The 19,622-nt window shown below is 42.3% G+C and carries 19 protein-coding genes; 6 read left to right on the top strand and 13 right to left on the bottom strand.

Annotated elements, in window-relative coordinates; all coding sequences use genetic code 11:
• Nucleotides 1-24: 24 nt before the first annotated feature.
• On the bottom strand, nt 25-1,248 hold the full coding sequence (locus ACRRSX_RS10385) for a cystathionine gamma-synthase family protein (protein ID WP_432453283.1): 1,224 nt from the start codon (nt 1,246-1,248) through the stop codon (nt 25-27).
• A gap of 453 nt (nt 1,249-1,701) precedes the next feature.
• Here ACRRSX_RS10385 and ushA point away from each other — a divergent pair, with 453 nt between their 5' ends.
• A complete protein-coding gene (gene ushA / locus ACRRSX_RS10380) occupies nt 1,702-3,417 on the top strand; it encodes a bifunctional UDP-sugar hydrolase/5'-nucleotidase UshA (RefSeq protein WP_432453284.1) in 1,716 nt (571 codons plus the stop codon).
• 828 nt (nt 3,418-4,245) lie between these two features.
• On the opposite strand, the gene ACRRSX_RS10375 is transcribed toward ushA, so the two are convergent.
• A complete protein-coding gene (locus ACRRSX_RS10375) occupies nt 4,246-4,833 on the bottom strand; it encodes a phospholipid scramblase-related protein (RefSeq protein WP_432453285.1) in 588 nt (195 codons plus the stop codon).
• Nucleotides 4,834-5,359: 526 nt separating this feature from the next.
• On the opposite strand from ACRRSX_RS10375, the gene ACRRSX_RS10370 reads away from it, so the two are divergent.
• The 3 genes from ACRRSX_RS10370 to ACRRSX_RS10360 are packed head-to-tail and all read left to right on the top strand — an operon-like array spanning nt 5,360 to nt 6,815.
• Complete coding sequence (locus ACRRSX_RS10370) at nt 5,360-6,190, top strand: AraC family transcriptional regulator (protein WP_432453286.1); 831 nt, start codon at nt 5,360-5,362, stop codon at nt 6,188-6,190.
• A 19-nt stretch (nt 6,191-6,209) separates the two neighbouring features.
• Complete coding sequence (locus ACRRSX_RS10365; RefSeq protein WP_432453287.1) at nt 6,210-6,419, top strand: hypothetical protein; 210 nt, start codon at nt 6,210-6,212, stop codon at nt 6,417-6,419.
• 39 nt (nt 6,420-6,458) lie between these two features.
• Complete coding sequence (locus tag ACRRSX_RS10360) at nt 6,459-6,815, top strand: LysE family translocator (protein WP_432453288.1); 357 nt, start codon at nt 6,459-6,461, stop codon at nt 6,813-6,815.
• Nucleotides 6,816-6,973: 158 nt separating this feature from the next.
• Here ACRRSX_RS10360 and proX read toward each other — a convergent pair whose 3' ends face one another.
• From proX to proV, 3 genes are read right to left on the bottom strand one after another with little or no spacing between them, the layout of a single operon-like run.
• On the bottom strand, nt 6,974-7,984 hold the full coding sequence (gene proX, locus ACRRSX_RS10355) for a glycine betaine/L-proline ABC transporter substrate-binding protein ProX (RefSeq protein WP_432453289.1): 1,011 nt from the start codon (nt 7,982-7,984) through the stop codon (nt 6,974-6,976).
• A gap of 27 nt (nt 7,985-8,011) precedes the next feature.
• Nucleotides 8,012-9,121 carry a glycine betaine/L-proline ABC transporter permease ProW gene (proW, locus tag ACRRSX_RS10350; RefSeq protein WP_432453290.1) on the bottom strand — a complete coding sequence of 370 codons (1,110 nt, stop codon included), beginning with the start codon at nt 9,119-9,121 and terminating at the stop codon, nt 8,012-8,014.
• Between the two features lie 2 nt (nt 9,122-9,123).
• Nucleotides 9,124-10,311: a glycine betaine/L-proline ABC transporter ATP-binding protein ProV gene (gene proV / locus ACRRSX_RS10345; protein WP_432453291.1), complete on the bottom strand. Its 1,188-nt coding sequence runs from the start codon at nt 10,309-10,311 to the stop codon at nt 9,124-9,126.
• A 674-nt stretch (nt 10,312-10,985) separates the two neighbouring features.
• Between proV and ACRRSX_RS10340 the strand changes: the two genes are divergently transcribed.
• Nucleotides 10,986-11,630: a hypothetical protein gene (locus ACRRSX_RS10340; RefSeq protein WP_432453292.1), complete on the top strand. Its 645-nt coding sequence runs from the start codon at nt 10,986-10,988 to the stop codon at nt 11,628-11,630.
• Between the two features lie 216 nt (nt 11,631-11,846).
• Here ACRRSX_RS10340 and ACRRSX_RS10335 read toward each other — a convergent pair whose 3' ends face one another.
• The 6 genes from ACRRSX_RS10335 to ACRRSX_RS10310 form a co-directional block, all read right to left on the bottom strand.
• Entirely contained in the window at nt 11,847-13,007 is a 1,161-nt protein-coding gene (locus tag ACRRSX_RS10335; RefSeq protein ID WP_432453293.1) for an iron-containing alcohol dehydrogenase, read from the bottom strand.
• Nucleotides 13,008-13,024: 17 nt separating this feature from the next.
• The gene (locus ACRRSX_RS10330) at nt 13,025-13,582 is read right to left on the bottom strand and encodes a hypothetical protein (RefSeq protein WP_432453294.1); all 558 of its coding nucleotides are present in this window, start codon (nt 13,580-13,582) and stop codon (nt 13,025-13,027) included.
• A gap of 1 nt (nt 13,583) precedes the next feature.
• Nucleotides 13,584-14,141 carry a PTS glucitol/sorbitol transporter subunit IIC gene (gene srlA, locus ACRRSX_RS10325; protein WP_432453295.1) on the bottom strand — a complete coding sequence of 186 codons (558 nt, stop codon included), beginning with the start codon at nt 14,139-14,141 and terminating at the stop codon, nt 13,584-13,586.
• Nucleotides 14,142-14,207: 66 nt separating this feature from the next.
• Nucleotides 14,208-14,855, bottom strand: coding sequence for an L-fuculose-phosphate aldolase (locus ACRRSX_RS10320; protein ID WP_432453296.1), 648 nt, complete (start codon nt 14,853-14,855; stop codon nt 14,208-14,210).
• 9 nt (nt 14,856-14,864) lie between these two features.
• Nucleotides 14,865-15,884 (bottom strand): 2-hydroxyacid dehydrogenase, encoded by a 1,020-nt coding sequence (locus ACRRSX_RS10315; protein WP_432453297.1) that lies wholly within the window; start codon nt 15,882-15,884, stop codon nt 14,865-14,867.
• On the bottom strand, nt 15,884-17,371 hold the full coding sequence (locus ACRRSX_RS10310; protein WP_432453298.1) for an FGGY-family carbohydrate kinase: 1,488 nt from the start codon (nt 17,369-17,371) through the stop codon (nt 15,884-15,886). The genes ACRRSX_RS10315 and ACRRSX_RS10310 overlap by 1 nt, the downstream gene beginning before the upstream one ends.
• A 254-nt stretch (nt 17,372-17,625) precedes the next feature.
• On the opposite strand from ACRRSX_RS10310, the gene ACRRSX_RS10305 reads away from it, so the two are divergent.
• Nucleotides 17,626-18,330, top strand: coding sequence for a GntR family transcriptional regulator (locus ACRRSX_RS10305; RefSeq protein ID WP_432456185.1), 705 nt, complete (start codon nt 17,626-17,628; stop codon nt 18,328-18,330).
• Nucleotides 18,331-18,493: 163 nt separating this feature from the next.
• Here ACRRSX_RS10305 and ACRRSX_RS10300 read toward each other — a convergent pair whose 3' ends face one another.
• Nucleotides 18,494-18,925 (bottom strand): hypothetical protein, encoded by a 432-nt coding sequence (locus ACRRSX_RS10300; protein WP_432453299.1) that lies wholly within the window; start codon nt 18,923-18,925, stop codon nt 18,494-18,496.
• Nucleotides 18,913-19,602, bottom strand: a complete 690-nt coding sequence (locus ACRRSX_RS10295; protein WP_432453300.1) for a NifB/NifX family molybdenum-iron cluster-binding protein — start codon at nt 19,600-19,602, stop codon at nt 18,913-18,915. Before ACRRSX_RS10295 ends, ACRRSX_RS10300 begins: the two co-directional genes overlap by 13 nt.
• Nucleotides 19,603-19,622 lie beyond the last annotated feature (20 nt).

Genomic DNA, 19,622 nt, shown 5'->3' with positions numbered 1-19,622 from the left:
AATGGTGTTGTTTGCATTGATAAATTATTTATTTTCTAATTCGGTTGCTGTCGCAGCCAGTGCTTGTTTTAGATCAGCCAGCAGATCGTCGGTATCTTCAATCCCGACAGAAATGCGGACTAATCCTTCAGAAATACCCAGCGCTTGACGCTCCTCTAAAGTATTTTCTACATGACTTGTGGTACGTGCCGGCCCATAAATTGTCTCTACAGCGCCCAAATTTCCAGCGCAGTGGGCATACTTCAACTTTGGTAATAGTAGCTTCACGGCATCCATTCCACCTTTCAGCACAAAACTCACTATTGCCCCAAAACCCCGCATCTGTTGCTTGGCGATTAGGTGGTTTGGATGTTGCTCAAGACCAGGATAATTGACCGATTCAACCAAGGCTTGTGTCAGCAAAAAATCTGCCATGGCTTTAGCACTCGCCTGTTGCTGGCGAAAACGTAAGGCTAGTGTTTTGATCCCACGAATAATCAAATACGCAGCAAAGGGATCGAGCGCAGCACCATTAATCTCACGATAATGTCGCACTTGCTCCATCAAGACCTTAGAACCACAGGCAATTCCGCCCATCACATCACCATGACCACTCAAATATTTGGTCGCACTATGTACCACCACATCAACCCCCAGAGAGAGCGGATTTTGGTTGATGGGCGTCGCGAAGGTATTATCGGCCACCACTAAGGCACCAACTTTTTTAGCTGCGGCAACTAAACGTTTAATATCCAATATTTTTAAACTTGGATTGGTGGGTGTTTCTAAATACAAGAGATCACAACCTTGAGCAATCTGAGCTTCAATTTGCTGATGATCCAAAGTGTCACACAGGCACACATCAACGCCCATACGCGGCAAAAATTCTTCAAAAATTTTATTAGTCCCGCCATAACTGTCTTTAGTCGATACAACCCGCTTTCCATGACTCAAAAACGTATACAGCACACTGCTGATCACCCCCATGCCACTGCTAAATGCCACCGCCGCTTCAGCCTGCTCTAAAACACTAAGCTTCGCTTCCAAAACCGCAACCGTTGGATTACTCATACGACTGTAGATAAAACCCGGTTGTTGACCTAGTGCCACCTCATACCATTGATCAATATCAGAATAGGCATGCGCCGCACTGGCCACGATGGGCGTTTGCGTCGCGCCATAGGGGTGACCCGATTGCTCACCAGCCCATACACTTAGGGTTGCAGAGCCCACACCGATTAAGCTCTTATCTACTTTAGCTTGTTCCATTTATTCGCCTTCAATTAAACAATGACAATAGCGCATCGTCGGGATTATGACGCCAATTCAGGCAAAAGCGAAGTTGCATATACGCCGACAGCCGAGGAAAAGCGCCCTTTATTATTCAGGCAAGCCTAAATGAGCCTAGAGAGAAAGTCATCCCCTTCATTTGACAAATATTTTACAAAAATCACAATCACTCTAATAACATCATTGAAAGCACGGTTTAAGCCATCAAAACACATGCTTCGAGAGATAAAAAAGCACCCTGAACACCAGCAAAAAGCCCCGCATCAGTTTTGCGGCAGAAACCAAGGCCAGTATAAAGTTATGGACTGACATGTATTTGTAAACTAAGTGGATTAAGGTGTTTAAAACCGTTCGTAACTGCAGCGGTCGTGAGCTTTTGTCTAAAAATACAAGCACACCTAACAAACAACAATAGAGTAAGGATCCAACTTGATGTCAAACGCATTAACTAAAGGACTAGTGGCTAGCGCAATTTTAGCTTCACTAGCAGGATGTAATAATAGTGATAATGACGCCGCTATCGCAAAGGCAAACAGCTGCGCTGAAGCAGGCGATGCTTGTACCCGATTTACCATTTTGCATACCAATGACCATCACGGCCGTTTTTGGAAAAACAGTAAAAATGAATACGGAATGGCAGCACGTAAAACCTTGGTGGATCAGATCCGTGCCGAAGTAGAAGCAAATGGCGGAGAGACACTGTTGCTATCTGGAGGAGACATTAACACTGGCGTCCCCGAATCAGATTTACAAGATGCTGTACCTGATTTCATCGGGATGAATCAAATTGGCTATGACGCGATGGCAGTCGGTAACCACGAGTTCGATAATCCTTTGGAGATCCTCGATTCACAACGCTCCATCGCCAACTTTCCAATGCTCGCCGCTAACATCTATAAAGCCGATGGGACTCGTTATTTTGACCCCTACAAGATTTTCGATGTAAACGGTCTTAAAGTCGCAGTGATTGGATTAACCACTGAAGACACAGTAAAAATTGGCAATCCTGAGTTTATTTCAGAACTCACATTTACCGATCCTAAAGTAGAAGCTGCCAAGGTCATTAAAGAAATTCAAGCGGCAAAAACCGCTGATGTCATTTTGGCATCAACTCATATGGGCCACTACGCAAGAAGCCTTCACGGCAGCAACGCCCCGGGAGATGTAACGCTTGCTAACTATCTAGAAACCGGTGCGTTACAAGCCATTATTGGTGGTCACTCACAAAATCCGGTGTGTATGGAAGGCAGTGCTTACGCCGACTTCAAGCCCGGAGACGACTGTGTGCCCGATAAACAAAACGGCACCTACATCATGCAAGCCTATGAATGGGGCAAGTACGTCGGTCGCGCCGACTTTGAATACTTTAATCATGAACTGCATTTATCTAGCTACAAATTAATCCCAGTGAACCTATTGAAAAAAGAAACTGATGCACAAGGTAATGAAACCGGAGCCGAAGTACTTGCTGGAGAAAAAATCGAGCCCGATGCGGCCTTAGAGCAACTTCTGTCTTACTACCAAGAGCAAGGACAAGAAAAACTTGGGGAAGTGATAGCCACAAGTGATGGCTTACTCGATGGCGAACGCAGCAACGTGCGTTATAAACAAACTAACTTAGGCCGCCTAGTTGCCGAAGCTCAACGTAGTAAAGTTGTCGCAGATATTGGCGTAATGAATTCTGGTGGTGTTCGAGCCTCCATTGCGGCAGGTGAAATAAGTTATCGCGACGTGCTTACCGTGCAACCCTTCGGTAATACCGTAACGCTCAGTACCATGACCGGTCAACAAATCACTGACTACTTAGGCCCAGTCGCTAGCATCCAAATCGGCTCTGGTGGTTATGCTCAAATCACAGGCGTTAAAATGAGTGTTGATTGCACGGCTCAAACCGTAAACATTAATGAGATTAACGGTAAAACATTCAGTGCAAGCAATAACTACACCTTAACCGTGCCGAGTTTCAGCGCCGCTGGCGGTGATGGTTACCCAGTGATAGAACCACAGCAAACCGGTTATGTTGACGCCGATGTGTTATACGATTTCTTCAAAAAACAGGGCAGTATTGTCGCCTCAGACTACAATCCGGTGGGTGATATTGTTTATACCAATTCAGACAGTAGCGATGGTTGTTTAATTACCCCTTAGCTAAAACAAAGTCTGATTTAAAAAGGTAGCTATTCAAGCTACCTTTTTATTTGAATTTAAATCCTTTGACCACTGCAGCCTAAATAATCTTTAAAAGATACCCACCGGTAAATTTTTTAATTTCAATATATCTTGCATCTTTTATACGTCTACATGGAATGCCGACCTCTAAATCACCTATATTCTGATTAAAGCCACACTCGTTCTGTGGTTTTTTATGACATGTACAACATCCCCTGGACTAACCACATACAAAAACCAATATGAAAGAGAAAAGATAATAAAAAATGATAATGAAAAAAATGAAAATGAACTAAATACAACATTTACAAACGCATATATACTCGTTTCTTTTTGATAAAAATGATAAAAGGTTTTAAAATCAAAGAGCATATATGACCTAAACATAAAAGTTAGAAATATAAAAGCCCCTCCTGCTAAATATAAAGGTATGATTGAGTACACAAAAGAAAAAACCATATACAACGAAAAAAGCTAAATTTACTCATATCGATCTTCCTTTCCTCATATCAAACTACTAGCAATAATCGCATTATTATCAAAAATTTTGCTGACAGTTTTATATTTATAACCTAGCAATGTTGTCATAAGGCATAGAGCGCCAGACGCCGTATTAGTTCAGTTCAGATCCAAACCATTATATTAAGATCACCTGCAATACGAACACTCACGCTCTCACCCTACCGCTAACCATTTATTGTGAAAACCTATCTCAAAAAAATAACGATCAGCGCACCAAGTCCCGGAAGAAACATAGCGCTAGTGCGCAGGCAATCATCGCCCTTCTATCAGTTGATGGACGGTCGTCTACTCCTTCAAAACCATATCAATACACATCACCGCGGCTAAAATGAGTTTTCGAACATCATCGTTCTCTGGTACATCATTTGATATTTCAAGAATATAGTTATCCGCACTGGTAAATAGTTCTTTACCTAATCCGGCCCATTTCTTAGAGACGTGAGCAAACTCTTTCCCATCTTTTTTAAAGTAGAAATCCCACCCCGTCCATTTTCCTTCCAGTTGACAGATCATTTGATCATGCTTATCAAGCACATCAAACTTCCCACCAATTGAAAAAAACTTCTGCGCAAAACCACCAATCGTTTGGTTATTTTGATCACTCACGGTAACTTTTGATAAAAACAGTGAAATCCCCCGCTGAAGGCGAACGATGCGCTGCCCATCAGGTGTGGTTATTTGAATGTCGAACGGTGTCATTCGTTTATAGTCAGTAAACCGCAGCATCTTGGTAAAAAAACCTAAAGAAGGTTCTCTACACTGCATGATTACGTCCCCGGTAGAAGGGTCATAAATATCGAAGTTATTGGCAGCTTTGAATAAGCCGACATGCTCTTTTACTAAAAACAAATTACTATTGATGACATCGCTCATTCTCAGTTTTTCTCCATTGGGGTAACAAGCAGTACACGCTTTATTAAAGATAAATTAGACTCTTTATCCTTCTCTTAAGCAACTGATAAATATTAATATTTAAAGGAGTAAACATAAATCAGAACGGAATTATCATTCAACATGTCCCGCCATATGACCCCTTCACACATTTAAAGCTGATCATCACTCGTCTGATTCTATAAGCTCAACTTATCGCAATTCGAACCATCACCATTTGGTTATTTTCAGGCAAAACCAATCTTGCAAACTAATGGTGCCGAATAAATCTGCCGATAACCAAGCATAAAATGCGTTAACTAAAGGCTCAATGATAAGATTCACGACACAGTCAGCGCTGATTTAGGCCAACAAGAATGAGCAGATAATGAGTGACATTGGTATAAATACAAAGCTAATGCCGTAAATATTCAGCACTTAGTTTCGCAATTTTGTTCAATCTTTTCGCCGCAAGTCTCCCTATACTGATATTCAAGATCAACGGAGAGTAATCGAGAAGGGCAAGCCAATGGCGCAAGAGAATCAATTCCAGTTCATCAATAGCAGCAGCTGGAAAAATATCACCGCGCTAAATGCCACCATGAGTGATTTTTCCTATTCTAAACATGCCCATGAAGAATATTCTTTGGGTGTGACTTTACAGGGCCGCCAAGATTTTTTCTGCCAAAAAGCTTATCACAAGAGTCCTCAGGGTGGAGTGTTGCTGTTCAACCCTGAACAAGTTCATGACGGACATTCCGGAGGAGAGCAAGATCTTAAGTATGTAATGCTTTATATTCATCCAAAGGAACTTCATCCCTTATTTCGAGCCCTCGGTTACCCACAACATTCGATCCCAAGGTTTGAGCAACCCTTGATCGAAAACCGGATGCTTCGCCACCAGATCCTCCAATTTTCGTCCATCATCGACCAAGCCCACTATTCAAAAATCGAGTTTGAATCTTGCTTATTTCGAATTGCGCAATCACTGGTATCAATGTCTGGGGTTTTAAGCATTGAGAAGCCAAATAATAAACCAAGCGATAAATTGCTGCTTAGGGCAAAGGATTATATTTTGGCCAGCCTCGCGCAAGATTTATCAATTGACGATATAGCCATGGCCGCCAACATGTCTAAATTTCACTTTATTCGGCTATTTCGTCAGCAATTTGGGATTACACCTCACCAGTACGTATTGAGCTGCCGAGTCAATGTTGCGCGAAAAATTATCGAGTCAGGACAATCACTAAATGAAGCGGCTTTCATGGCTGGATTTGCCGATAGCAGTCATCTGATCCGCCATTTTAAACGTGTATATGGAATGACGCCAAAAACCTTCCAACGCCAACTTTCTGCATAAATTTATTCGAGGTTTCAATATGTTAAGCATTCTAATCTATGCTTTTAGTATTATGTACTCGCCTGGGCCAGTCAATCTACTAGGCATGCATAGCGGTATCAATAGAAACACTCGTGGTCACATCGGCTTCTTTGCTGGTGTGGCGTTCGCGATGTTACTACTTTTTATTAGCCTTGGCTTGCTTGGTGCGACCTTGGTAAACCCTGTCTTACTACCTTACCTCAGTTGATTGGGGTGCTGCTACATTTTATATGTCGCATGGAAGATCATGAAAACGAGTGTGGATATTAAGCCCTCGTCCAATGATAAAAAAACCTTGTCATTTTGGGATGGTTTTCTTATACAACTATTAAACCCCAAAGGATTAGTTGCAACGCTGCCTATCGCAACCATTCAGTTCCCGGCAGAAGATATTTATGGAATGAGTATGATTCTTTGGTCTGTGGGTTTATCGATGCTTGCTTTTGGCGCGCCGACTAGCTACTCGATCATCGGCATGCAACTTGGAAAAAAGCTAAATAATCCGGTTTACTTCAAAATATTTAATCGATCCATGTCAGGACTACTGGTATTAGTGGCGTTCAGCATCGCTCATGAATACGCATATCTAGAAATTATAAAATAGTAAACTCAGCAATAATTAACTTAGCTCGATATGGTACAAGTCACCTTTCTGTTCAATGCGTGTTTAGTTTCCAATAAAAAAGTTCTGAGCCTGTGACCCTTTTAAGCGTCAAATTCTCAGAACTTTTAGAGTTCACCGATAACTAAAACCAGCGTTGCTTATTTCACGAGAGCGGCTTTCGCTTCCGCTATCCAAGCATCAAATTGTTTTTGATGGGCTTTAATCCATCCATTTGCGTGGGCTTCAATATCCTTACTTTTGTTTTTCCCTTGACTCATCATCATGTTTTGAGCACTAACATCGTTAATGTTCAGTTTTATGATAGAAAATAGCTTCTCTGCGGCTGGGTTTTCTGCGGCAAACTTTTTATTCGCAACAATATTCATTGAGTTCATTTGGAAACCATAATTCTTACCGTTCGGTAAAGTGGTATCAACATCTGTTCGTTCGCCAGGGAGCGACGAGAACGGGACTTCCAACCAAACGACATCTTTACCTGGGACCAATACACCGCTCACCCAATAAGGGGTCCAGGTGTAATACAAGATCGAACCGCCATTTTTATAACGAGAAATAGTATCGGCAATGATCGCTGAGTAATTACCTTGGTTATGCGTAACTGTATTTTCTAAGCCGAAAGCGGAAAGTTGATGTTCAATCACACCTTCACATCCCCAACCAGGGTTGCAGCCCGTTAAGTCAGCTTTGCCATCACCATTAGCATCAAATAACTTAGCGATTTTTGGATCTTTTAATTGAGCAATATTGGTAATACCGTATTTAGTCGCGGTCTTTTTGTCGATTAAGTAACCTTGAGCGGCACCAGAAATATACTCGCCCGAGCGAAAGAATTTTTTATCAGCGCCCGCTTTTGCATATTTATCGGCATGCAATGGAAACCAGCCAACGGTTAGATACGTTGCATCACCTTCAGCAATTGAAGTATAAGCAACGTTATAGTCCACTTCTTTAGTTGGACTCACGGTGTAACCTAAAGCTTCCATCGCCTTATTTACAATCAGAGTCTGAAATGTCTCTTCTGCCACAGTTGACTGAACGGGTTGAACCGTAATACCTTCACCTGGAAGTTTTTCGGCTAAGACCGTAGTTGAAAGTGTCGCCGTAAGCATGGTCGTTGCAGTAAGCAAGCTTTTCCATGTTGTATTCATATTTCTCTCCTTGAGTTTCAAGTCTAATTAGGATTTAACTTTACGATAGATAGAGTGAATAAAAGCTGCTGGGCCACTGTGATACCAGCGTGATTTCTGATCACGCGATTCAACACCAATGGTTTGAGTCAGCCGATCGAGTAAAATAGCTAAAATAACGATACCGAGACCGCCAACCGAGGCCATCCCCATATCTAAACGGCCAATACCACGCAGTACCATTTGACCAAGGCCACCCACAGCGATCATCGACGCAATAACCACCATCGATAAAGACAGCATTAAGGTTTGATTGACTCCGGCCATAATCGTGGGCATCGCTAAAGGAAGTTGAATCCGATAAAGCATTTGCTTCGAACTTGCGCCAAAGGCGTGTCCCGCTTCAATAAGCTCCTCTGGAACCTGCTGGATCCCTAAAATGGTGAGCCGAACAATTGGTGGTAAGGCAAAAATAATCGTCACCACCACACCGGGCACATTACCAATACCAAATAACATCACAATGGGGACTAAATAAACAAAAGCGGGGGTTGTTTGCATGGCATCTAGCATAGGTCGAATAATGCGTGCAGCCCGCTGACTTCGCGCCAGCCAAATCCCCATGGGGAGCCCAATTAATAAGCAGAAAAATACTGAGGTTAGCACCAATGCCAAGGTCACCATGGCTTCAGACCATGCGCCAATTAAACCAATAATGGTCAGTGACAGCAAAGATGCAATGCCCATTTTGCGCCCAGCTAACTGCCAAGAAATCAAAAATAAGATAAACAGCATTATCGGTGCTGGTGTTGACACTAGGGTCGTTTCAAAAGATTGTAGAATAATGTCAATTGGGACCCGAATGGCTTGAAATAACGGCCGACCATGGGCGACTAACCAGTTTAAAGCGGTTTCGACCCAGTGATCGAAAGGAATAACTGCTTCCTTAAAAGGATGAAGCCAATCAAATGACTCTGGTACAGCATTGGTCGTTAGCCAATCATTGGCTGCACTGGCGGTGTCTGCGGCACCACTGGACCAAGGATCAGCAGCAGATGTTACAGGCGTGGCGGTTGCCCAAGGATCGGCAACCGGCGCTGAAGTTGCGGTCGCCCAAGGGTCTACTATCTCTGTCGCAGGCGTTGTTTCCGTTGTCATGTCTATTCTCTATCTAATACTTTTAACAGTCGTGATTTAGTAATCACGCCAAAATACTTACCATGTTGGTCGACAACTGGCACCGAATAAGGAACTTGAGCAACTGGGCCAATCAGCTCGCTAACGGATAGTTCTGGGTCAATAGTGATGGTGTCAGGAAGTAAAGCGCTGCTTAAAGATGCATTATCTTTCTTGGCAGCCTTTAGTGAATCTAAGGAGACAATACCCGAGAATTTGTTGGCCCGGTCAACGACGATGCCAAACTCTCGATCATTATCTACCAGCAATTGAATTGCGGTCGCCGGACCGTCATTATCATGCTTCTTAAATACTGCCGCAGGATTTTTAAGTGCGATATCTTTGGCTGTGAAAATAGTCGCCGTATTTACCCCACGGAAAAATGACCGCACATAATCGTTAGCTGGCTTTTGTAAGATCTCATCAGGAGTTCCCACTTGAACGACGATCCCATCTTGCATAATAGCAATTCGATCACCAATACGCATGGCTTCATCGAGGTCATGAGAGATAAATACAATCGTTCGTTTATCATCATTTTGTAAGCGGATTAACTCATCTTGCATTTCGGTGCGGATCAGCGGGTCGAGAGCGGAAAAAGCCTCGTCCATCAACAAAATATCTGGGTCGTTCGCCAGAGCCCTTGCAAGACCAACACGCTGCTTCATACCACCAGAAAGTTCATCTGGATATGAGTCACAGTAGGCATCTAAGCCAACCCTATCCAAGGCGGCTTTCGCACTGGCATTGCGTTGATTGAGTTCAATACCTGCCAGTTCCAAACCAAAGGCTGCGTTCTCAATCACTGACATATGTGGCATCAGCGCAAAATTTTGGAACACCATAGAAACGTTTTGTCGACGAACTTCCCTTAATTCTGCTTCGGATATTTTAGCGATATCTCTTCCATTCAGTAATACGCTACCTCGAGTAGGCTCAATCAATCGATTTAGCAGACGCACAAGGGTGGACTTTCCTGAACCCGATAGGCCCATGATGACGAAAATTTCACCTTCTTGAATACTTAGTGAAACATCTTTCACACCAACGGTGAGTCCTGTTTTCTCGAATATTTGATCTTTATCGAGACCTTTGTCTATTAGAGGAAAAGCGAGTTCGGGTGTTTCACCGAACACTTTATACAAGCTTTTCACTTCTAGTATGCTTCGCATTAATTACATCCTTGATTTTGTATGAAACTAAATCATTCATATTTATTATGTACTCTAAACATTTTTGTGACGAACTTCAAGTATTCAGTTTGATAACGGCGTAATTAAAACCGAATAAAATACAATGTTATCATAGCGTTATGTACACATTCTTGTTTCTGTATAAAGTGTTCCCAAGCGGCACAATACTTCGTACTGAATGTATTTTCACCGATGATTACAAACAGATAAATAGATCTTATTCGCCATGACTGATTTTAGGTCGGTGTTTGTGCCACAGAAAAACCTATTAATTTTGCCAAAAGACGAGCGTAAACCAAGTCAATACCGTTCAATATGACTTCAAGCGAAAAGTTGAAACGTCTTGAGCCAGATGTTTTATCGCTCTCATACTGAGTGACTCGTATTGGCTTTTGCATGGCAGCTGTAAAAACTATGTACGGTATCAGTCACAAAAACGTAGCGATAAATACAGATTTAAGTTAAACCAAAATTCACCAAGTTATTCGCTATTCATATGCCGCTTTAAATTAGATATTTATTCTTGATTTTGAATAACGACAGACGTTTAATAAGTAAACTATTATTTAATGCTGAAATCGTGATCAGCTGATGACTTTGTCGTCATAAGCAACCACAAAGTAATAACAACTGAAGCAAAAACGGAGAAAGGAATGATATTTTTTGGCTCAAAGGGTAAATCCATATCAGGGCAGGTCATAGAAGGACTCCAGTGCCCAAGTTGTGAAAATGAACAGTTTATTACTTTCGGCTTACTTCGATACTTTCACCTATATTGGATCCCCACATTTGTTACCTCCAAAAAGGTTGGTATCGAATGTACTCATTGCAAAAAAACACTCATCGGCAAAGAATTACCAAGCGACTTAGCGAAGCAAATCAAGAAGACTGTTTATAATCTAAAAAACACTCTACCGATGTTTTCCGGGCTGATTATCATTGCCTGTTTGGCCTTAACGCTAAGTTACTCCTTACAGCAAAATAGCCTTCAAGAAGTGGCTTATATCGAGCAACCCGCGATTAACGATATATATATTGTTAATTTCACAAAAATATTTCCCCAAGCAGACAGCAAATACAAATACGGGCTGATCCGGATCAAACAGGTTTCAGAAAACAAAATTCAGTTTCAAGTGAGCCAAATTGCCTACAACAAGGCCGCTGGTGCGCGTAAAGATATCAATGAAAGCAAGGCATTAGCTGATACTTACTATGATGACGAACCTTTATACATAGACCTCAATCAACTCCAACCAATGAAAGATTCCGGAGCGATTTATGCCATAGAACGTCTTTAAGCGCGACGATGGCAAAATAATCAAGCCACCTTTATTTGGTGGCTTGATATCATCGATGTTAACCCCCTGAGCTTTGGTCATATTCGGCTTATGTTTTGACCAAGGAACATCAAGCAAAGTCATAGCAAGTAATGAGCTGTTACGCAGCAAAATTACATCAGGCATAAATAGCAATCCCCCACCTCATAGGATAAGAGGATTACTCGTACTGACCGATTAGATCACCTTTTTATACAAACCAAGAACATCTGACGCGGAAGGTATAACTGGGTTAAAAGAAGTGCACGGATCACTCAAGGCTGGCGCTAACCATTGTTGAATATCGGCCTCCGAAAATTGGTACTCGGCAAAATTTCTCGGAACGCCACACTGTTCGGATAGAAACAACACTTCACGAATAAAAATATTGCAGGCAGTCTCCAGTGATTCCGAGCCTTTAGCAAAACCCAACTGGTGAGCTAGTTTTGCTAGCTTGAATTGAGTTGAATCGGAGTGACTGGCGTTATATTCGCACACATAAGGAAGCAAGATCGCATTACATAAACCATGGGCTAAATCATGAGTGGCTCCCATTTGATGCGCCATCGAATGAACCAACCCTACACCCGCGGTATTAAAAGCAAGGCCTGCAAGGTATTGACCATAAGCCATCATTTCTCTAGCTTCAATGTCACCGCCTTGCTGACTTGCGATTGGTAACCACTCAAATATAATATTAATTGCCGCCAGAGCATTCGCATCGGTGAGAGGATTTGCACTGTTTGAGACATAAGCTTCAACCGCATGCGTTAATGCATCCATACCGGTACAAGCCGTGGTCATCTTAGGCAGACCTAGCATCAGTTCGGGGTCAACCACTGCGATATCAGCCATCACTATCGGATCAGCGATCATAAACTTCAGTTTTTTCTCGATATCCGTCACAATTGAAAACAGAGTCGCTTCCGAGGCTGTGCCAGCCGTTGTGGTAATAGCAACTAACGGCGCAAGAGGCTGAGAAATGGGCCTTCCACCCACCACATAGTCAGCAATGCTTCCAGGATTATGTACCACCACATTAATTGCTTTCGCAGCGTCAATGGCGCTACCGCCACCCAAACCAATGACATAATCACAGCCATGCGATAAATAAACATCTTTGCCCGCCATTACCTGTTGTATAGAAGGGTTCGGCTGCACCTTATCGTAAACCACATAGTCCAGTTGATTCGCTTCAAATAACTGAGTGACCTGCTTCACTAAGCCACACTCAACCAGTCCCTTATCGGTGACCAATAATGCTTTCGAAAAGTTTTTTGTTTTTAACAGGCCAACTAAGTCGTTTAGCGCCCCTCTTCCTAAAAGACTTTGTTTAGGTAAGTTGAAAAAAATTGCCACAGCTTAATTCTCCTAAATTAATACAAACCAATCGCAAAAATGTAACCGATAACCACCGCTATAGGGCCAGTGATTTGTCGAGATATTAGCAAGGCTGGAACCCCAGTCTCTATGGTTTCAGGTTTCGCGTCCTGCATCGAAAGCATTAAGGGGATAGAATCGCATGCAGCCTGAACATTGATGGCAAATAACGCCGGTAAAGCGTACATAGGTGGAATAACACCGCTACCAATCAAACCGCCAATGGTGACACCGACAACTTGCGCAACTGCGGCACCAGGACTGAGGATCGGAGCAATTAAAGGAAAACCGCAAATTGCCGCTAAGATGACTAATCCAATTAAACTATCGCCTAAGGGAGTGAGAGCGTGGGCGATTAATGACCCCAAGCCAGTCTCATTCACAAAAGTAATTAAAATGGCCACAAATGCCATGAACGGTAATACGGTTTTAATCACCAAGGTAAAGGAGTCTTGCGCGGCTTCAAATACATGGCCGACTACCTTTCCTATATTGCCTCCTAACTTTTCAATAATATCTAGAAACACATTCCCTTTTAGTTTATTAACATTCATGTTATGCGCCCTCTTCTGTGTCTAGTGTGATGGTTTCGTCAATTGGCTTTTTCTTGTCCGCACGGTTTTTCATAAAGGTGTGAATAGCATCAGTAGTAAACCCTCTGACGATACCAATACAAATAGCTGCGGCAATAAATCGGATTGCCAAGTCTTCTATCGGTAAACCAAGCTGAGAGATCCCTGCCGAGACCCCCAACCAAATAAATAATTCAGAAGGAAGAACATGAGGAAATAAGGATGTAAGTGGGTGGGCAGTCGTCACCAAAGCATCCTGATACCCTAGTTTATTTTTCTCTGGTAACAATTTACCTATGGTTAAAGCGCCAGGAAAAGACATCAATAACCAAGAGATGGGCGGTAATACGCCATAGGCTAAGATCCGATTTTTACCTAGCAGGCCAGCAACTTTATCCATCCGCTCCTGACCAATGAATCTAAAGAAGGTATTCACAACAACAAGTAACGCAATAAGCATGGGAATAATTCCACCTGCCATTGCCATGAAAGTTTCTCCACACTTACTAAAGAAACCTATAAAAGCTTGAATGTATTCCATAGTTTTTACCTTATGTAGGGCTATACATCCTTAAAATATGCTAAGGATGTATAAAGTCATCTATTTTTATTTTTGTGGTTGACCGTAGGTTTTAAACTTCTCTTGCATGAGAACCATCTCAGCTTCGGGAAGAATCATCGGTTTGCCTACGCTCGATGCGATACAATGAATTTTGCAGCAATGCTCTATTTCTTCGGCAATGTTAAAGGCCGCATCTAAAGTACCTGACCCGGTTAATAAACCGTGGTTGGCTAACAATACCGCTTTCCTATCTTGCATCGCTTCAAATGCCGCTTCGGCAAGTTCTGGTGTACCAAAGGTTTGGTATTTGGCACATCTCACATCAAGGCCAGAAAATGCAACAAGATAATTCGATGCGGGTAGCCCCTGCCCTAACGTTGCTAATACCGTTGAATAAGTGGAGTGAGCATGAACAACGGCATTAATATCGTCTCTGCGTTCATAAAATATTTTATGCATTCCCCATTCAGAACTAGGTTTTCTCTTTGAATCAACAATAGCGCCGTCTACATCCATTAATACAATGTCCTCTGGCTTGGCTGAAAAATAATCAACGCCCGATGCACTAATTGCCATGATTCCCTGTTGTCGATCAAATACTGAAATATTACCGCCAGTGCCCAAAGTTAAACCATGAGTCACTAGTTTCTTGCATGTATCAATAATTTCTTCTCGTTCATTTTTCAGAAGCATAATCGTTTCCTAGTTGTATCGATATAATAATGGTTGGTTGTTTACGAATCTTTTTATTTCATCAACAATCATTTTCGTGTGATTACTTAACACTTCAATTGTTGCACCCGCAATATGTGGTGTAATTGTCACATTATCAAATTCGTTAATATACGGGTGATCGGAAAAAATTGGTTCATGAGAATAAACATCGAAGCCAGCACCGCGAATTTTATTTTCTCTCAGAGCGGTAATAACAGCTTCTTCATCTAACACGGCAGCCCGAGAGGTATTAATTAAAAAAGCACTTTTTTTCATCAAAGAAATTCGTTCTTGGTTTATAAAACCAACTGTTTCTTTTGTGACTTTTAAATGCAAAGTAATAAAATCGGCGTTAGATAACAGTTCTTCAAGGCTCGCTAGTTGCACTGCAGGCTCATTTACATCAACCGAAGATACGAAGGGATCGTATATTTTGAGGGCCATCCCAAAACCACGCGCTATCTTGCCAACTCGTCGACCAATCGAACCATAGCCAATGATGCCTAAGGTTTTCCCGTGTAATTCAACACCTTTAAAAACTTCGTACGGGCTTTCTTTGGTCACATCCCAAATAGCATCTTTTTGTACACAGCTTGTCTCACGCTGCCCATGATCAGTAAACTGTTTATTTTTTAGCGCCATATGTGACTGTGGAATATTTCTAGCAACACATAACATATGTGCAATGGTAAGTTCTGCGGTTGCATCAGAGTTACGGCCCGGTGTGTAAATTACCGGTATATTAGCGGCTGAAGCCGCTTCACAATCAATATTTACCGGAGTAGCTCTAGTACAAGCAATTAATTTTAGTTGCTTACAAGAATTTATAACTTCAGCAGTAATGTCATCATAAGAAGTAATAATAACATCACAATCATACGCCAATGAAATAAGTTCGCTTTCACTCAATTTTGGCTTACCTAAAGCCCATCCCTCAATAAGTACTTCACCTAGTTTTTTCAGATCAGACAAATTATCATCATGCTCTGCTGTAAATAAAATTTTCATTAACTATCTTTCCTTAACTCTGTTCTTAAATCCCATAAACGGTTAACCGAAACTCGGAATTCTCGATACAATTGATATAATTTTTCATACTTCATGACATTTTTTGGAATTGGTTCTAATTTAAATGCGACATTAAAATAAGCTTCATTTTTTAAATCAACTAAGTCCCCCATTGCTATTCCCGCTAGCATCGCAGCTCCCTTAGCAGAAAGCTCAGAGTCACTTCCAACAATCACCGTTCGCCCTGTCATATCCGCTATGATTTGTAACCAAGTTTTTGAATTTGAGCCACCGCCTGCTAAGTAGATATATTCCCCATGAGGGTGCCCTTGTAAGGCATCTTTGATGGTATAACTAATTCCTTCGAATACAGCTCTCAATAGGTGGGCTGTCGTTGTCCCTTTACTGATCCCAAAGAAAGAAGCCCTTGCATTAACATTCATAAAAGGGGCTCTTTCTCCGCCAATATAGGGGTGATACCAAACCCCCCCACTGCCAACTGATACTTGGGAAATTAGTTTTTCAACTTCGGAAAAGTCTTTGCTTGCAGCGATATTTTCAATCGCCCAATCAAGGTTCGGCGTGCCTGATAAGGTAGCGATTAAATCGATATATAAGTTGGGAATAACATCAGGAATACAGCGTAACCCCTCACCTTTCACATGAGCTTGCTCAGAAATAACACCGGTACAACAAGTTGTGCCCAAAATGCTGAATACATCACCTTGCTTGGTGGCACCTAAACCAAGTGCAGCACAAGATACGTCGACGCCCCCCATCACAACTTGAGTAGCAGGGTCAAGCCCTGTCGCTTCAGCAACCCTAGCTGTAATCGTTCCCACAACATCAGCACTTTGTCCGAGTTTAGGAAGTAGTCCGCGGTATTGTGTCAATCCCAGTTTTTCCAAAACGAGGTTAGAAACTTTGCTGTGCTGTAAAGACATGATAGATGTCCCAGTATCACTAACTTCTAAATTTGCTTTAGCGGTTAAACCGAGCCTTATCCAATCCTTTGCAAACAGACAGTACTTAGCATTATTCAAAGACTCTGGTTCATTTTCTGCAAGCCACAACATCACCATCGACATATTACCCGGATGGGGTGGCGAACCAGTTTCATCGGTGAGCTGTTGAACCAAATCTTCACTCAATGAATCAATGAGACCGGACGCTCGAGTGTCGCTCCAAATAATCGCGTCTCTAACTGGCTCACCATTTTTGTCGACTAACCAAGCCCCCTCACCTTGGCCACTGATACCAATTGCTTTTATTTGATTAGCCGAAACACCACTGCTTTGCACCAACTCAACTAAGGTCTCTATGGTTTTTTCCAACACCATAGTCATATTTTGTTCCGACCACCCCTCCTGTTGCTGAGCCGTAAAGTTCGCTCGAGAAGCCGCGAAGACCTGATTATAATTTTCATTAAATAGTACAGATTTGATATTGGTGGTACCGATATCGATACCAATAAAATACTTATTCACTGTAGGGTCCTTTATCGTTAAATTAATGTTCCATCAATCGCGATGTCTGACACCAAATCAATTTTAACGGTTAAAAAGCTATTTATTAGCCTATTTATCACTTAATAACCCATCGCTGTCTGACAACGATGCCATTGTGCGGTATAATGGTTCAGTATTAACGTGATCAAATTCTCAAATTTGTAATTGCCTTTCCATTAATTACAAATACCCGTAATATGAAGTTTGTTATAAGGAGAACTAACGTGGGAAAAATGAAAGTGGCTGCTGGTAGTATTAAGTCTAAAATATTGGCGATAGCGGCGAATTCAAAGCTTAGTGGAGATATAAAAATCCCTTCTGAATTAACACTTTGTGAACAATTCGATGTATCTAGGTCAACCTTGCGAGAAGCCTTAGCTCAACTGATCCAAGAAGGTGTTGTTTATCGAGTCCGAGGGAAAGGCGCTTATTTGCGAAGCGGTCTGACAACCCTTAATCTCGATATCAGTAAACTATTTAGTGTGACGGATGCGATTAAGTGCTGTGATGCAATGCCCTCCACAGATTTACGTTACACCAAGGTAAAATCCGCTGACCAACACATCGCCAATAAATTAAATATCAATGTAGGTGAGAACTACCTAGAAATTGAGCGTGTTCGATACGCCGATGGTAAAGTAGCCGTATTTAACCGTCACAGTTTTAAAATGGATGCCCTCAGCGGTGCTTCTACAGAGGATTTATGTGGTTCTTTATTCGATTTTTTAGAGAAATCAGGTAACACTATCTCCTACGCAAAAACGAAGATCAGATCGACAGTATTAACCCGACGTGATATCGAAAACCTTGAGTCTGAAATTGCCAGCTTTATATTGTTAGAAGAGATATATCATAGCGATCAAGGCGAAGTTTTTTGCTATACCAACGATTACTACGCTGATGATACTTTTAGTTTTGATATTATACGCCGAAGATAAAACTGAAATGTTGCATAACACACCGTTAAGCCCTTCTAAATACGCATTCAGACTTCGTCACAACCCTGCAATGGTTCAAGATCAGAATTGGCAGCCTCACTCAATTTGCGATAGGTTCATAGCAAATTGAGGAGGCTTATTGGTTGATAGTGGCGGCAAAGGTCTACTCTTCGTGCATCGCAATAATTACACCAATGGCCAGTTCAATACCGTCGGTAATACGGGCGCAGCCCATACCGTTAGCCATTAAAAATATGTCAAAGTGTTCGCAGGCCAGAAACGGTTCACGTTCTGCCATGTCGTCCTCACTACACACGATCACCCGAACGCCAGGATGATGCTTGGTAAAACAACTCAACTTTTGCTCAAAAGTGGCTGGGTCCGCGAGGCGATGAACTAAATTACCGAGCATCGCCATATCCAGCGCTTCAAATTGGGTTTCGCCTTGATCTGAAGTACAACCACATTGATGTTCGGCTGTATGCTCTCCCCCTTCTTGCTGGCATTGGCACTCATGTTGATGTTTGGGTTGATGGTTGTGCGCTTCACCCTTACAGCCGCATTGTTTCATGTCTTTGTTTGTTACAGTGTGCATAAACAGTCCTCTGTAGGTATTGCTTGTTGCTTCTCAAGCAAGCGTTGTAACCATCGTGGGGGGGCCTGCATCACCTCTTGCAAACGCTCTAAAATAATCTGGCTGGGCTGCGGGGTTAATTGCTTCAGCGGCAAAATGTCGGCACGACTAACTCGTGCCGCCGCTGGCCCGCCAATCGATAGGGTCGCGAGCAATTGGCAATCACCAATTAGTTCGATCAAATAGCTGGTCCGTTCGTCCCCTGTTTTATTTTCCACCACTGGGCGCACATCGACTAATTGATAGCCCTGTGAGTTCACCTGATAAATCAGAAATCGCAAGCACGATCCAAAATGACCGTCTATATCTTCCAAATTGTTCGAGCTCACGGCTAATTGCAGCACCGATCCAGAGAGTTCGCGACTCACGGGCACTTCTGGTGGTTGCATAGCACTGATCTGAGTCGAACTAAAAATGGCATGTACTTGATTCACTTGACCGCGTTCAAGATGAGCGCTTGAAGACTGAAGTACTTCGCGTAAAGCCTTGGGACTTAAAGCACGAAGCTTTTTCTCGGTCAGCGGCTCACCACAGTGTTTCACCAAGATATCGACAAATTGTTTTAATTCGATATCAGGCATCGCTTTCGACGCCATGGCTAACCTTAAGGCTAACTGGTCACTCATTGAAACGCTCATAACTTTCTCCTGATGATAAA

Origin of the sequence: Agarivorans sp. QJM3NY_30 (assembly GCF_050870855.2) — a bacterium.
Classification (GTDB): domain Bacteria; phylum Pseudomonadota; class Gammaproteobacteria; order Enterobacterales; family Celerinatantimonadaceae; genus Agarivorans.
The sequence above is the reverse complement of the archived record's forward strand: the minus strand, read 5'-3'. Positions and strand labels throughout refer to the sequence as shown.